Origin of the sequence: Flammeovirga sp. SubArs3 (assembly GCF_947387565.1) — a bacterium.
Taxonomy (GTDB): Bacteria; Bacteroidota; Bacteroidia; order Cytophagales; family Flammeovirgaceae; genus Flammeovirga; species Flammeovirga agarivorans.
The window spans coordinates 1-13,672 of sequence record NZ_CANDOA010000021.1 but is presented as its reverse complement, the minus strand read 5'-3'; the positions used below and the strand labels follow the sequence as shown (position 1 = coordinate 13,672).

General features: G+C 35.5%; 13 protein-coding genes and 6 tRNA genes. 3 read left to right on the top strand and 16 right to left on the bottom strand.

Translation table 11 applies throughout. The annotated features are described in order from the left end of the window. Positions 1 to 100: 100 nt before the first annotated feature. The 6 genes from QL232_RS27080 to QL232_RS27055 all read right to left on the bottom strand — a co-directional run bounded on the left by QL232_RS27080 (position 101) and on the right by QL232_RS27055 (position 683). Positions 101 to 184 (bottom strand) — tRNA-Leu (locus QL232_RS27080). Positions 185 to 202: 18 nt separating this feature from the next. Further along, positions 203 to 275 (bottom strand) — tRNA-Lys (locus tag QL232_RS27075). A gap of 29 nt (positions 276 to 304) precedes the next feature. Further along, positions 305 to 377: transfer RNA gene (locus QL232_RS27070), tRNA-Lys, on the bottom strand. Positions 378 to 406: 29 nt separating this feature from the next. Beyond that, positions 407 to 479, bottom strand: a tRNA-Lys gene (locus QL232_RS27065). Between the two features lie 29 nt (positions 480 to 508). Next, a tRNA-Lys gene (locus tag QL232_RS27060) sits at positions 509 to 581 on the bottom strand. Positions 582 to 610: 29 nt separating this feature from the next. After that, positions 611 to 683, bottom strand: a tRNA-Lys gene (locus QL232_RS27055). 126 nt (positions 684 to 809) lie between these two features. Between QL232_RS27055 and QL232_RS27050 the strand changes: the two genes are divergently transcribed. Beyond that, positions 810 to 1,538, top strand: a complete 729-nt coding sequence (locus QL232_RS27050) for an SH3 domain-containing protein (protein WP_281616477.1) — start codon at positions 810 to 812, stop codon at positions 1,536 to 1,538. Positions 1,539 to 1,609: 71 nt separating this feature from the next. On the opposite strand, the gene QL232_RS27045 is transcribed toward QL232_RS27050, so the two are convergent. The 4 genes from QL232_RS27045 to QL232_RS27030 all read right to left on the bottom strand — a co-directional run bounded on the left by QL232_RS27045 (position 1,610) and on the right by QL232_RS27030 (position 6,215). Further along, entirely contained in the window at positions 1,610 to 3,547 is a 1,938-nt protein-coding gene (locus QL232_RS27045; protein ID WP_168883888.1) for a GAF domain-containing protein, read from the bottom strand. Between the two features lie 186 nt (positions 3,548 to 3,733). Beyond that, complete coding sequence (locus QL232_RS27040; protein ID WP_281616476.1) at positions 3,734 to 4,357, bottom strand: MarC family protein; 624 nt, start codon at positions 4,355 to 4,357, stop codon at positions 3,734 to 3,736. 89 nt (positions 4,358 to 4,446) lie between these two features. Continuing rightward, positions 4,447 to 5,811, bottom strand: coding sequence for an MFS transporter (locus tag QL232_RS27035; RefSeq protein WP_168883890.1), 1,365 nt, complete (start codon positions 5,809 to 5,811; stop codon positions 4,447 to 4,449). A gap of 206 nt (positions 5,812 to 6,017) precedes the next feature. Further along, complete coding sequence (locus QL232_RS27030; protein ID WP_168883891.1) at positions 6,018 to 6,215, bottom strand: hypothetical protein; 198 nt, start codon at positions 6,213 to 6,215, stop codon at positions 6,018 to 6,020. 245 nt (positions 6,216 to 6,460) lie between these two features. Between QL232_RS27030 and pnuC the strand changes: the two genes are divergently transcribed. After that, entirely contained in the window at positions 6,461 to 7,111 is a 651-nt protein-coding gene (gene pnuC / locus QL232_RS27025; RefSeq protein WP_281616475.1) for a nicotinamide riboside transporter PnuC, read from the top strand. Here pnuC and QL232_RS27020 read toward each other — a convergent pair. The 5 genes from QL232_RS27020 to QL232_RS27000 form a co-directional block, all read right to left on the bottom strand. Next, positions 7,098 to 7,700 (bottom strand): trimeric intracellular cation channel family protein, encoded by a 603-nt coding sequence (locus QL232_RS27020; RefSeq protein WP_281616474.1) that lies wholly within the window; start codon positions 7,698 to 7,700, stop codon positions 7,098 to 7,100. The two genes, pnuC and QL232_RS27020, sit on opposite strands and share 14 nt — an antisense overlap. Positions 7,701 to 7,708: 8 nt before the next feature. Further along, positions 7,709 to 8,749, bottom strand: a complete 1,041-nt coding sequence (locus tag QL232_RS27015) for a glycosyltransferase family 9 protein (protein WP_281616473.1) — start codon at positions 8,747 to 8,749, stop codon at positions 7,709 to 7,711. A gap of 130 nt (positions 8,750 to 8,879) precedes the next feature. Further along, positions 8,880 to 9,488: a DUF4254 domain-containing protein gene (locus tag QL232_RS27010; RefSeq protein WP_281616472.1), complete on the bottom strand. Its 609-nt coding sequence runs from the start codon at positions 9,486 to 9,488 to the stop codon at positions 8,880 to 8,882. 48 nt (positions 9,489 to 9,536) lie between these two features. Next, complete coding sequence (gene rlmB, locus QL232_RS27005) at positions 9,537 to 10,334, bottom strand: 23S rRNA (guanosine(2251)-2'-O)-methyltransferase RlmB (protein ID WP_168883896.1); 798 nt, start codon at positions 10,332 to 10,334, stop codon at positions 9,537 to 9,539. Positions 10,335 to 10,522: 188 nt separating this feature from the next. Further along, the gene (locus tag QL232_RS27000) at positions 10,523 to 11,695 is read right to left on the bottom strand and encodes a M20/M25/M40 family metallo-hydrolase (protein WP_281616471.1); all 1,173 of its coding nucleotides are present in this window, start codon (positions 11,693 to 11,695) and stop codon (positions 10,523 to 10,525) included. Between the two features lie 315 nt (positions 11,696 to 12,010). Here QL232_RS27000 and QL232_RS26995 point away from each other — a divergent pair, with 315 nt between their 5' ends. Beyond that, positions 12,011 to 13,150 (top strand): acyl-CoA dehydrogenase family protein, encoded by a 1,140-nt coding sequence (locus tag QL232_RS26995; RefSeq protein ID WP_281616470.1) that lies wholly within the window; start codon positions 12,011 to 12,013, stop codon positions 13,148 to 13,150. Between the two features lie 62 nt (positions 13,151 to 13,212). Here the strand turns inward: QL232_RS26995 and QL232_RS26990 are convergent, their stop codons facing one another. Continuing rightward, a complete protein-coding gene (locus QL232_RS26990; protein WP_168883899.1) occupies positions 13,213 to 13,413 on the bottom strand; it encodes a PspC domain-containing protein in 201 nt (66 codons plus the stop codon). Positions 13,414 to 13,672: the final 259 nt, after the last annotated feature.

The following is a 13,672-nucleotide window of genomic DNA, read 5'->3' as shown; positions in this document are numbered from 1 at the left end:
GGCTCGAACCCAGGACCCTCTCCTTAAAAGGGAGATGCTCTACCAACTGAGCTACGGAATCGTCGTTTTTCAACGAAATATTTTTTTGAAGTAATCTCTGTGCTCACGATTGGATTCGAACCAACACGGGATTGCTCCCACCACCCCCTCAAGATGGCGTGTCTACCAATTTCACCACGTGAGCTTGATATTAAATCATTTGTGATCCCGCTGGGGCTCGAACCCAGGACCCTCTCCTTAAAAGGGAGATGCTCTACCAACTGAGCTACGGAATCGTAGTTTTTCAAAGAAGTTATTTTAAAAGTGATCCCGCTGGGGCTCGAACCCAGGACCCTCTCCTTAAAAGGGAGATGCTCTACCAACTGAGCTACGGAATCGTCGTTTTTCAACGAAGTTATTTTAAAAGTGATACCGCTGGGGCTCGAACCCAGGACCCTCTCCTTAAAAGGGAGATGCTCTACCAACTGAGCTACGGAATCGTCGTTTTTCAACGAAGTTATTTTAAAAGTGATCCCGCTGGGGCTCGAACCCAGGACCCTCTCCTTAAAAGGGAGATGCTCTACCAACTGAGCTACGGAATCGTCGTTTTTCAACGAAGTTATTTTAAAAGTGATCCCGCTGGGGCTCGAACCCAGGACCCTCTCCTTAAAAGGGAGATGCTCTACCAACTGAGCTACGGAATCATAATTTTTCTAAAAGATCTACTTCAATTGTAAAAAATCAAAATGACCTATTAAATTTGAAAAACTCGTTTAGCTTTCCTTTTTTGCGAGTGCAAATGTAGAATGATTTTCAACATCAAGCAAATAATGAGATTAATTTTATCCTTAATAAGTTTATATATTCTGATATTCAGTCAGTTACTATTTGCAGAAACTTCAGTTAATTCGAAAATAGAAGAAGCTGATAATTTATTTTCTGAAAAACAGTACATAGAAGCCTTTAAAATTTACAATGATATCCTCGAAAAAGATAGAACTTTTTCTTCGAGAATGTTGTTGAGAATGGCATTTATCCAAGAAGGTCAAGGCAATTATTCTTCTGCACTTTATTTTCTAAACCTTCAATACCGTCTTACTGCAGATCGACAAACACTAAACAAGATGTCTAAGATTGCAGAAGAACATAGTCTTTTAGGGTATCAATACTCGGATAAAGAGTTCTTCGTTTCAATGTTTAATAACATGCAGGGAGTTTTTGCTGCAGGTTTAATTATTTTATTGACGGCCTGTTTAGCATTGATGTACATTCGAAAACGACAAGACCATTCGATTACGACATTGACTTTTTTTGTAGTTATTTTTTCTGTGATAGGCTTATGGGCTTTTAATGGAGGGATTCATAGAGAGTTGGGAATTGTCAAAGGAAGTGGTGCAATTCTTATGGATGAGCCGTCTGCTGGAGGAAAAAAGTTGGTAGACCTAAGTGCCGGTGAAAGATTCCAGATTAAAGGAGAGAGTGATATTTGGTATAAAATAGAACTTCCTAATGAATCAGAAGGGTATATCAGAAAAGGACGAGTATTTGATATTCAATAACTCTTTCTTATGAGATCATAAAGAAAAAAGGCAGAAGTACGATGAAGTATTTCTGCCTTTTTTTGAATCATTTATTTTAAAGTGATAATCCATTTATCTTCTTCTTCAAAATAGAGTTGCTTGGTTTCTATTTTTAAGTTCAAGGAAGCACCTTTGCTATTCACAATCAAATGATTTTCTATAGCGTGTGATACTTGCCAATCCGTATTATCATTAAAATCAGGGATAAGTTCTCCTACAGGCTTTTGTTTTATATCTTCAACCTGATAGTCGAAATACTCGAGGAAAGACTGACTGCCAAACCAAATATTACCATTCGCTTCAACAATAATTAATCTACCTCCTGTAATATCTACAATTTCGTTCAACAGCTTTTTACTAGACTCCGTTTCTCGTCGTTCTCGAACAAGTTGCTCTTGAGTAGCCTGAAGCTCTTCCATATTTTGCTTCATTTCCTCTTCATTTGTCCTTAATTCATCTGTGAGGCGCTTACTGTCGTTATATAGTTTACTTACGTTAGAAGTATTCTCAGAAGTAACTACAGAGGTTGCTATGGCTCCACCTATCTCATTTAATAATTGTAATGATTTTGATTGAAGTGGATTAAAAGATGCTAATTCGATAATTACTTCTACCTCACCATGTGATTTGAATGGATAGATAGTTAAGGAATTTGGAGGAGCATCACCCAGACCTGAACGTATTGTGATATAATTTTCAGGAATTTCTGTAAGATAAATTGGTTGAGCTTCTTGCCAAATTTCTCCGATAAGCCCTTCACCTAGTTTTACTTTCTTTTCATCAAATTCTTTGAATGTATCGAAGGCATATAAAGCAGCCAATTCCATAAACTCATCCTGTGTGATTGGATCTTTTTTGTGGATATAGAAAGCAGCATGAGAACAGTCCATAAAACGGGCAAGTTCTTTTACTAATGCTCTACCAAGTTCTTTTGCATCATTGCTATGGATACGTATCAGTTTATTGAGATTAGCAGATCCTTCATTTACCCATTCCCTTTCGCTTCTTTCTTCAGAGTTTTGCTGTAACCTTTTCTTTGTATCCATCAGTGAATGGATAAATGGGTCATCTTTATATTGGTCTTCGTTGATATTTTCGAATTCAACTTCGTAGTTTCCTTTACTAAATTCCATTACGTAGACAGAAATATCTTGAAGCTTCTTTCTCATACTAATCAATGATTGCCTCATACGAGACATTTCCATAGTACCGTTATCATTAAATTCCACTTCAAGATTACCGTTGGCAATATCATTACTCTTTGCTGACAATTCTTGTAATGGAGAAATAATCAAACGGTTTAAAAGTATAGAAATAAGAATAACGACCACACAAATAAGAAAAATGGCAATAAGTATAAATCTTATTAGTTGATATTCAACTTCCTCTGAGTCGTTTACATATGCTTTTACAAGGTCTTGATTTACCTTAAGCATAGTACCTGAGTTTTTCTCTAAATAAGAAAGACTATTTCTTACCGTTGCATTTTCTTGTTCGAAGTGAGTTAACAAACCAATACTATCAGATTTAGCCAATTCTAAATCGATATTCATGTTGAATGAATAATTAGAGGTTTTTAGAGGCTCTTCAAGGATAGTTCTAATATTACTTCTGAAAGGTTTCCATACTTCTTCTATTCGTTCGATATAATCATCAACTCTATCACTTGCAGGTCTGATTTTCTTACTTTCCATTTCTGGTACAGTACCTCCATGTTTCATGACCAATAATGAACCGTCGTATAAGTTTAAAGCACTTTCTAGGTCTTGAAGAGCATTTTGATCGCCTGTATTGACATAAATGTTAGATAGCAGGACAATCCTTTGTGAGAGCATTGCATTTCGGGCTGATACATCCACTTCTAGACTTTCATTGGTATATAGACCAACCAATGTTAGCACAGTGAAGAGAATGGCACCGATGACAATACCACCAATCCAAAAGATAAGTTGCTTAATAGAAAATTGCTTAAAGTACTTATCAATCATTTTATTTGTAGCCCAGTATAGGGATGATTAAGGTCAAAAAAATGGAAACCGTAGGGTGGTTTCTTCTGAATTTAACAAAACTATAACGCTCAAATCCATCAAAATAATACATCGAATCGAGCTTTATTCTAAAAAATATAATGGTGTAAATTGTGTGCCAAACCGTTATCATTCTCAGATTAATAACTATTGATGTGGGTAATTTTGAATAAAATCTAGAATACCCACTAAAGCAAACTGAATTCCCATAGACAATACGATTAACCCCATGAATCTTGTTGTTACCTGATTAAGCATAGAAGGAGTATCGCTGGCATTTCTTGTTCGAATGGCAATAATAATCCATGTTAGTGCTAATACGGCTGCAATTGAAATAAGAGCGATCATAGGAACGGCATCATCAGATTGGTTAATGGCAAGGGTGATAGTACCCGTAATTGTACCTGGTGATGCAGCAAATAAAATAAGACGTATTAGGTCTCTTTCTTCTTCAGAATGTGGAGTGACAGTATCTTTTTTAGATGGTCCTGTTTGTTTGCTTAACATTCCGAATCCCATCCATGTAAGAACAATTCCTCCTGCTACCTGAAAGGCATCAAGTGATATCCCGAATGCATGTAATAGTCGAGCCCCAAAAAATGCAGCACCTGCTAGGATAATCCCTACAATAAGAATCACCTTGGTTAAGTCTGTCAATTTATCTTTGAAAGACTTTCCGGATTCAATATGGTTAAATATCTGCGCACAGATGACAGGGTTCACTAAAGAGAAAATAGTTAAGAAACCTTGGAGGTAATGATCAATATGCATAGAGTAAGTATCAATAAAAAAAGACTACTTCGTTGACACAAAGTAGTCTTAAGATAATATATTTTTAAGGGATTTACCTTTAAATCAAATTATGATTTTTTCTGATCACTGATTAATCCAACGCAAAGAGCTCCAATTAAAAGAATAACTCCAGCCATTGTTAATAGGCCTACTGCATTTCCGTTGAAGAACGTTGAAGCAATAGTACCACCAAATAATCCGGCAAAAATTTGTGGACCTGCAATTGTGATATTGAAAATACCCATGTAGATACCCATTTTCTCTGCTGGTAAGTTTTCAGATAAGATACTGAATGGCATTGCCAAAATTGCAGCCCATGCAATACCAACACCTGCCATAGAAGCAAATAATAGATATTTATCTTGAATAAAGTAGATACTGATAAGTCCTAAACCACCAAGGATTAAAGCAGTAGCATATACTGTTTTTCTATTTGTCGCTTTGATAAAGCTAGGCATAACCACAGAGAAGATGGCAGCTGCTAAACTGTACATCGCAAACATTAAACCTACCCAGTTACCTGCATCATTATAGTCAGCTGAAGTCACATCTCCAGGAGCAGTGTGCCAGATATGTTGTGCAATAGCAGGAGTAGAATATACCCACATAAAGTAAAATGCTACCCATGAACATAATTGAACTGCAGCCAATTGGTACATCACTTTAGGTGATGAGCTTAATGTTTTGAAGAACTCAGAAATTGCATTTTTATCTTTTGCAGCTTCTTTTTCAGCCTTCTGTGCTTCGAAGTCGATATTATTATATGCAGCATACTCTTCTGGAGGATACTCTTTTGTTCTTAAAGCAGTCCAAAGTACTGTTACCATCAATGTAGCTCCGCCAATATAGAATGACCAAACAACAGAGTCAGCTACTTTTTGTCCTTCAGCAGGTTCGTTGGCAACACCAATCATAGTTAAGATAAATGGTAAAGCAGAACCAACAACGGCACCTGTATTAATTAAAAATGATTGTACCGAATAACCTAAATCTCTTTGATTATCATTGACCATATCACCAACTAATGCTCTAAATGGCTGGAAAGTGATATTGAATGAAGCATCCATAATAAGAAGCATAGTTGCACCAAAAAGCATTGGAGGCATTAATGCGACAAAGAATTCTGAGTTTGGCATTAAAAACATTGCCAAAGTAGCAGCTATGGCTCCACCAATAATAAACGGTATACGACGTCCTAATTTAGTCCATGTACTGTCTGATGCTCCACCAATAATAGGTTGAATGATAATACCCGCAATAGGGGCAGCTAGCCAGAAATAACCTAAGTCGTGTACATCTGCACCTAAAGCTTGTAGAATTCTACTGACATTACCATTTTGAAGGGCAAAACCGAACTGTACACCTAAGAAACCAAAACTGAGGTTCCAAATTTGCCAGAACGATAAATCAGGTTTAGCAATTTTTGTTGACATATAAATAATGCTCTATTTAAGATTGTTGTTTCATACTTTACTAACAAATATATAAATGTAGAGGTAAGTTTTAGTATGACAATCGTTATGAAATCAGATAAATAACAGAATATTTTTACCGCAATCGGTTGATTCGACAAATAAAAAAAGTCTCTACTCCATAAAAATTGAAGTAGAGACTTTTAATTTTATCACTTTAAGAAGCCTTATGCACTAGCCTGCTTATTTTTACACTGACTTGGATCTTTACCACAGTAGCTGCAAGATTTTCCTTCAGGATTTAAAAATGGACTCTGAGATGCACAAGTTCCTTCAAACTTTCCATCTTTTTTGAAAATCAGCTTCACTGACATCAAAATGAAGAATAGACCTAAAACGCCTACACCTAGTAAGATAGTTTCCATAAATTATATATTATTGATGTCTATATAGACAAATGTTTTTATTCTTGATAGCACAAATGTAACTAAACTTAATGTTAATAGCTTTTCATGAGAGTGCTTTCATTTAATCTTTCTAACAAATTAACAAATGTTCATATGTTTTCCCTAATATTTTTAGCTAAAATGATGAAACATTGTACAATACACTATCTTAGTAGTTTCTTAGAAAATTGATCTATAACTGTTGCAATATCTTTAAAACCATCATGTTAGACCTATTTGATCTGGATTATATTTTTATTGAAATTTTTGATTATCCATTAAGTTATATCGAGCTTTTTGGTACTTTGATGGGAGTGGCTTGTGTTTATTATGCCTCTAAAAATAATGTGCTTACCTGGCCTACAGGCTTATTGAATGTCACCGCATCATTTATCATTTTCTATCAGGTATATCTTTATTCTGATATGTTTTTACAGCTATTTTTCTTTGCGACGAATGTTTATGGATGGTTGTATTGGAATAAACAAAGTGATACTACATCAAATCTAACTGTACTGTCAAATAATCAAAGAGTTGTAACGATTTTTACTATCGCTTTTTTGACGGTTTTGATAGGTTATCTATCAAGCAATTTGCATGTTTGGGCGAGCGAATTTTTTAAACATCCGGCTGCATTTCCATACATAGATGCTTTTACAACAGGTATGAGTTTAGTGGCTACAGTGTTTATGGCGAGAAGAATTGTAGAGTCTTGGGTGCTTTGGATTCTTATTGATATTGTAAGCTGTGTTTTATACTATCAAAAGGGCATATTATTTATTTCATTGGAATTTGTTGTCTTTTTATTCCTTGCAATTTATGGGTGTTGGAATTGGATCAGATTATATAGAAACGATAAGCTTAATCCAGTTTAGGTAGTGTAAGATGATATTTAATGGCTAATAAACGTATGCCAATCACTGTCGTAATACATGTCCATGTACATATGGTATCATCAATATTGAATTGATGCAGGATAACAAATACAGAACCACCAACTAGACAGGCTGTAGCGTAGATCTCTTCTCTAAAAATTAAAGGGACGTCATTACATAATGTATCTCGAATAACTCCTCCTAAAACAGCTGTAAAAGTTCCCATTACGATACAAATTACAGGAGGAACACCTAATAACATGGCTTTTTGAGTTCCTATAAATGTGAATACACCAATGCCAAGTGTATCAAATAGAAAAAGGGTTGTTCTAAGTTGAGCAACTATTTTTTTGAATAGGACTGAAAATGCAACAGCAGCTGTTATAATAATTAAATAGTTGGGATCCATGATCCAGAAAACTGGTGTGGCACCTAAAATACTGTCTCTGGTTGTACCTCCACCAATAGCTGTAACACTTGCTACGAAAATAGCACCGAAGATATCCAATTTCTTTTCCCTAGCAGCTAAAGTACCAGAGATAGCAAATACAAAGGTTCCGATAAGGTCGAGGACATTAATTAAAGACATATGATAAATTATTCAATCACGTTGGCGATTTTATTATATACCATTTCAGGTGTTACACCTTCTAAGCAAGCGTAATCTTCTCTGAGGCATGGTTTGTTACCAAAAACAGAACATGGTCTACATTCTAATTCGTTGACTGATACTTCAGCTATATTATTTTCTGATTGTCCATATCCTAAGAAACCAGCATAATGATGTGTTGCTCCCCATACAGAAACGCATGTAGTTCCTCTTAAAGAGGCCATGTGCATGTTGGCAGAGTCCATACTTACCATCACATCTAAATGCTCAATGATTTCTAACTCTTCCTTTAACTTAATATTACCGGCAAGGTTTACACTATTGGGAACTTCTTCCACACATTTGTCCAATATTTCTGCTTCTTGGCCAGGTCCTCCAAAAAATAGGATTTTTGCATTCAGTTTTTCTTGAAGCATCTTGCTTAAGACTGTCGCTTTTTTCTCGCCCCATATTTTTCCTTTATGCTGTGCAAAAGGAGCGATACCAATCCATGGTTGATTTTTACCACCTAGTAATTCTAACTCTGCTTGTTTTAATGCAGGAGAAGTTTTTTGAGGTAATTGATTTGATAAACTTACAGATAGGCCAATTTTTCTAAATACATCGGCATACCTTTCAGGCATAGGTTTTAATGGAGATAGAACTTTACCATTCTGTTTGATTAGTTGTTTCTTTGCTTTTCTGCCTTTGTCTAAGCGAACGACTTTTGTACCAGTCGCCTGAAACATTGCATCAAGAATGAATGTACGAAGCACAGAATGAATGTCAGCAACTGCAGTAAAAGGCCCCATACCTTTTAGCATTTTATATAACTTTCTTAATCCTTTAAAGCCATTATGTTCACCATTTAAATCTGCTCCAACAAAAGATAACCTTGGGATATTTTCAAAAAATGGTTTTAAAAAAGGACGAGATACCATTACAATTTCAGTATCAGGGTTTTGCTCTAATACTTCTTTGAGTACAGGTACCGTCATGGCTACATCGCCCATGGCTGAAAATCTAAAGGCAAGAATTTTTTTCGACATATTTTATTTACTGATCTATCTTTATAATCAAAAATAAACGCTTTCTCTGTGAGTTTAATCAAAAAAGAAGTTGTTTCAAAACCATGTTATTGGTATCTGAAACAACTTCTTTATCTATATCATTAAAGGATTACTTTCCTTCTTTGTACAATACAGGGTTCAATGAAGGATCATTGTACATTTTCATTTGCTTGTACACCTTCATGTATTTTTTGCCTATTTCAATGTCTTGGATGAGTTCTTCGATGGCAGTAGATAAGTCTACTCGCTGCTCTAAAAGAATATCCAATTTAGTTTGACAAGCTGCTTTATGATCTGCAGAAGCATTTGGACGGTTTACTTCTTCTTGCATATGGTAGATTTTCAATGCAAGGATAGATAAACGGTCAATGGCCCAAGCAGGACTTTCAGTATTGATTTTAGCACCATCAACTACCTTTACCTCTTTATATTTATCCAAGAACCAGCTATCAATAAACTCAACCACATCTGTTCTTTCTTGGTTAGAAGCATCAATACGTCTTTTGATTTTTAATGCTTCATCTGGATTGATATTAGGATCTCTGATTATATCCTCTAAATGCCACTGTACAGTGTCAATCCAGTTTTTCAAGTATAATAAATGTTGGATATCTTCTTTCTCGAATGGGTTTTCGATTGGAGTATCCACATGGTCTTTTATATGATATGTATCGATGCTTTGTGCAAAGATGTTATTACAATTTTCAGTGAACTGCATATTTTAATGTTTGTTGTTCTTGAATTACTGCAAAGATAGAAAAATCTATTATTGTCCGTTCATCATACGTTGTCTGTTTGCCTCAAAAATGATAATTCCTGCAGCAACACCAACATTTAACGAACTTACTTTTCCTTTCATTGGGATTTTAACCAATTTATCAGAAAGATGAATTAAATCGCTATTAATACCATCTTCTTCTGATCCCATAACAATTGCAGTAGGAACGTCTAATTCTACGTAGTATAAATCTTTAGAACCTTTTTCAGTACAAGAAACGACTTGAAGGCCACTTTCCTGAATCTCTAGCACTGTCTGAGTTAGATTATCAACTCTAGCTACAGGAATATGTGATAAGGCACCTGCAGATGTTCTTACAGCATCACTACCAATTTGAGCAGACCCTTTTTTAGGAATTACAATAAGGTCAACACCTGCACATTCAGCAGTTCTTGCAATTGCACCAAAGTTTCTAACATCTGTAACTCTATCTAAAATTAAGACTAAAGGTACTTTGCCTTCTTCGTATGCAGTAGCAATTACATTGTGAGGATCGACATAATCGATAGCAGGAACAAAACCGATAACTCCTTGGTGATTCTTAGAAGTAATTCGTTGTAACTTTTCTTGAGGCACTCTAGAAACTACGATTCCGGCTTTGTTGGCCATTTTATGAATCGCTGCAATAGATTCGTTTGAAGAGTCTCTTTGAATAAATAATTTTTCGAATTCTTTCCCTGCTTCTAAAGCTTCAAAGATCGGCTGAATACCGTACATAATGTCCTCGGCATTCGTTTTAGGACGTGGCGATCTTCTGAAATGTTTCTTTTTCTTGTCGTCGTACATTGTATTTAATTTGTCTTGGAAGAGAACCAAGTACATATTTAGCCATGCACGAGGTCCACAATTCTGCAAAGGTAATGGAACTTATTCAGAAGATATCATGAAAGTTGTAAACTTCTCATAATCATCAGCTCAAAATGTGGTTATTTTCTGGCTTATGATAAGTTTTTAGTGACATAATGTGTTGAATGCTAGTTCATCAAAGCATCACCAAAATCTGTGATCAATTGAAAGGCATTAGAAAAGTCACTGAGAGGAAGAGGTTGGTCATCATAGATATCATGATAATGTGTCCATGATTTTCCCATTAAATAGAAAAAGAAGCAAGGTACACCATTTTCAGAAAAGTAGTAATGGTCAGAATTAGCCGCTTTTCCTCTAGACTTTACAGCTGATAAATAGTGATTTTTAGTATTGATGTTAGATAAAAGTTCATATTGATCCGTATATACTTTACCATTAACAGCCATCATGCCCTCTTCTCCTGTTCCAAATAGATCGAGATTTACAAGAAACTTAATTTTCTCCAATGCTACAGTTGGGTTTTCTACGTAGTATCTTGAACCAATTAACCCTGCTTCTTCAGCACCAAATGCAATAAAAACGACAGATGATTTCGGAGGGTTTGATTTGTAGTATTTCGCAATTTCTAACAACATGGCGACTCCCGACGCATTGTCATTTGCACCAGCGAAATATTTTTGCTTTCCAATAGCACCTAAGTGGTCGTAATGAGCTGTAAAGAAGATAAACTCTTCAGGGTTTTCGGTTCCTTTTATCTTCCCAATTACGTTCTGACTGATATAATTTTCTTTTAGTTGGGACTGAATGGTAAAATGACATGAATTGACGATTTCAGGCATTTTATTTCTTAACATATAAAATCTAGGCTTTGGCATTTGCCACCTAGCAACACCAAAGGTGAGTTTGTCATCAAAAAGAATAATAGATGCTTTCGCTTGAAGAATTTTTTCCATTAGTGGTCGACTCCATTGCATTCTTTTCTTCTCCTGTTCTTGGTCATATACAACGATACTATTACTTAAATCTTTTTTTGTGAATTCTTTAAGTGCTTCTTCATGCAAAAAAATAGCATCATCCATAAAGAATAGTTCTCCATTGCTAGTTCCAGAACCAGAGTCTGTCGCAGGAATGTAATCAACGCCTACCTCTAATTTCATATCGTTAATGACTAACTCTATATTATTCGGAAAGGTATTAACTGTAAGAGGGAAATTCTGGTAGTGGCTATTTTTTTCATTTCTTTCTAGTCCAATATCCTCAAATTTCTCTGCAATATATTCTGCTGCTTTTTTGTCGCCTTCAAAAACATAACCTCTGCCATGTAACTTTGGACTACACAATTGTTTTATGTTTTTCTTTACAGACTTTATATTTTGCCCTGATAATGTGAGTGATAGCGAAATAAAATAAAGGAAAAAGATTCGGTTTTTGTACACAGTTCTATTGCTTTCAGTTCGAAATTGTATTAGATTAATAAACAAATTAAAAGAAACGTTCGTTTTTTATAATAACTAATGAGGTATAAATCAATAATTTATTCTCTCAGTCCCGAAAAACCTGATATGATGTAACCCAATAAGCGAATGACTATTCTCTGTTTTGCTGATTTGAATAATTTATACACATCATACTAACTATACCAACTTTAAACACACATGGTACAACACACAATTGAAACACAAAAGATGATCGCCGAATCTGTACAGATGTTTGGCGAGAAACACATCGCACCTTTTAGAGAAAAGTGGGATGAAGAAGAACATTTCCCAGTCGAAGTGTTTAAGCAATTAGGAGAATTAGGCTTAATGGGTATTTTGGTTCCTGATCAGTACGGAGGTACAGGTTTAGGATATCATGAATATGTAACTGCTATTGCAGAATTAGCTTATTTTGATCCTGGTATTGCTTTATCTATGGCTGCCCATAATTCTCTTTGTACTAATCATATCCTTATGTTTGGCAATGAAGAGCAAAAACAGAAGTGGTTACCAAAATTAGCTTCTGGAGAATGGATCGGAGCATGGGGACTAACTGAACCTAATACGGGTTCTGATGCAGGGAACATGATGACAGTAGCTGTCGAAAAGGACGACCACTGGGTATTAAATGGAGCAAAAAACTTTATTACACACGGTAAAAGTGGAAATGTAGCTGTTGTAATGGCAAGAACCGGAGAGAAGGGGGATAAGCATGCTATGACCGCTTTTGTTGTAGAAAGAGGAACTGAAGGCTTTGCAGGAGGTCGTAAAGAGAAAAAGTTAGGAATGAGAACCTCTGAAACTACTGAAATGATTTTCACAGACTGTAAAGTCCCAAAAGAAAACGTTTTAGGTAAAGTCGGAGAAGGTTTTGTTCAAGCACTTAAAATATTGGATGGAGGTAGAATTTCAATTGCAGCTTTAGGCTATGGTATCGCCAAAGGTGCTTTGAAGTGTTCTATTGAGTATGCAAAGGAGCGAGAGCAATTTGGAAAGCCTATTGCGTCTTTTCAAGGTATCTCTTTTAAGTTGGCTGATATGGCTACTGAGGTAGAAGCTTCTTATTTATTGATTAAAGAAGCTGTAGAGAAAAAAATACGAGGAGAAGATATCAATAAAGCATCAGCAATGGCTAAGTATTACTCTTCTGAAGTTGCAGTAAGGACATCCAATGAGGCAGTTCAGATATTTGGTGGATATGGTTTTACGAAAGATTATCCCGTAGAAAAATATTATCGCGATGCTAAATTATGTACGATTGGAGAGGGAACTTCAGAAATACAGAAATTAGTGATTAGTCGATGTCTAATTAAATAAAAAAATAAAGCGGTGAGTTTCGAAAAACTCACCGCTTTATTTTTACGAGCAATGCTCTTTTATTAATAGTAGAACTGATCTTCTTTTGGCATAACTAAAGCCATAACCAAATAGATCAATCCTGGAGATCCAAGACCGAAAACAAATGCACCAACAAAGCCCAAACGAACTAATGATACATCGATATTAAAATATTTGGATAAACCGCTACAAACTCCTGAGAAAACGGCATTTCGAGTAGAACGTACTAATTTTTTTGACATGTTGTTGATCTGTTAATAATTTAATTTGACACTTACTTTTTTATACGTAAATAAATGTCAAAGGGATGCAGAAAAAGCTAGTTTTTTCTTTAAAACCGGAGAATTATTTATTTCTGATATAATATACAATTTTAGATTCGGGCATAAAAAAAACCTTCAGAATTTCTTCTGAAGGTTTCCTGGCAGAGAGTGAGGGATTCGAACCCCCGGTACCTCGCGGTACAATGGTTTTCAAGACCACCGCATTCGACCACTCTGC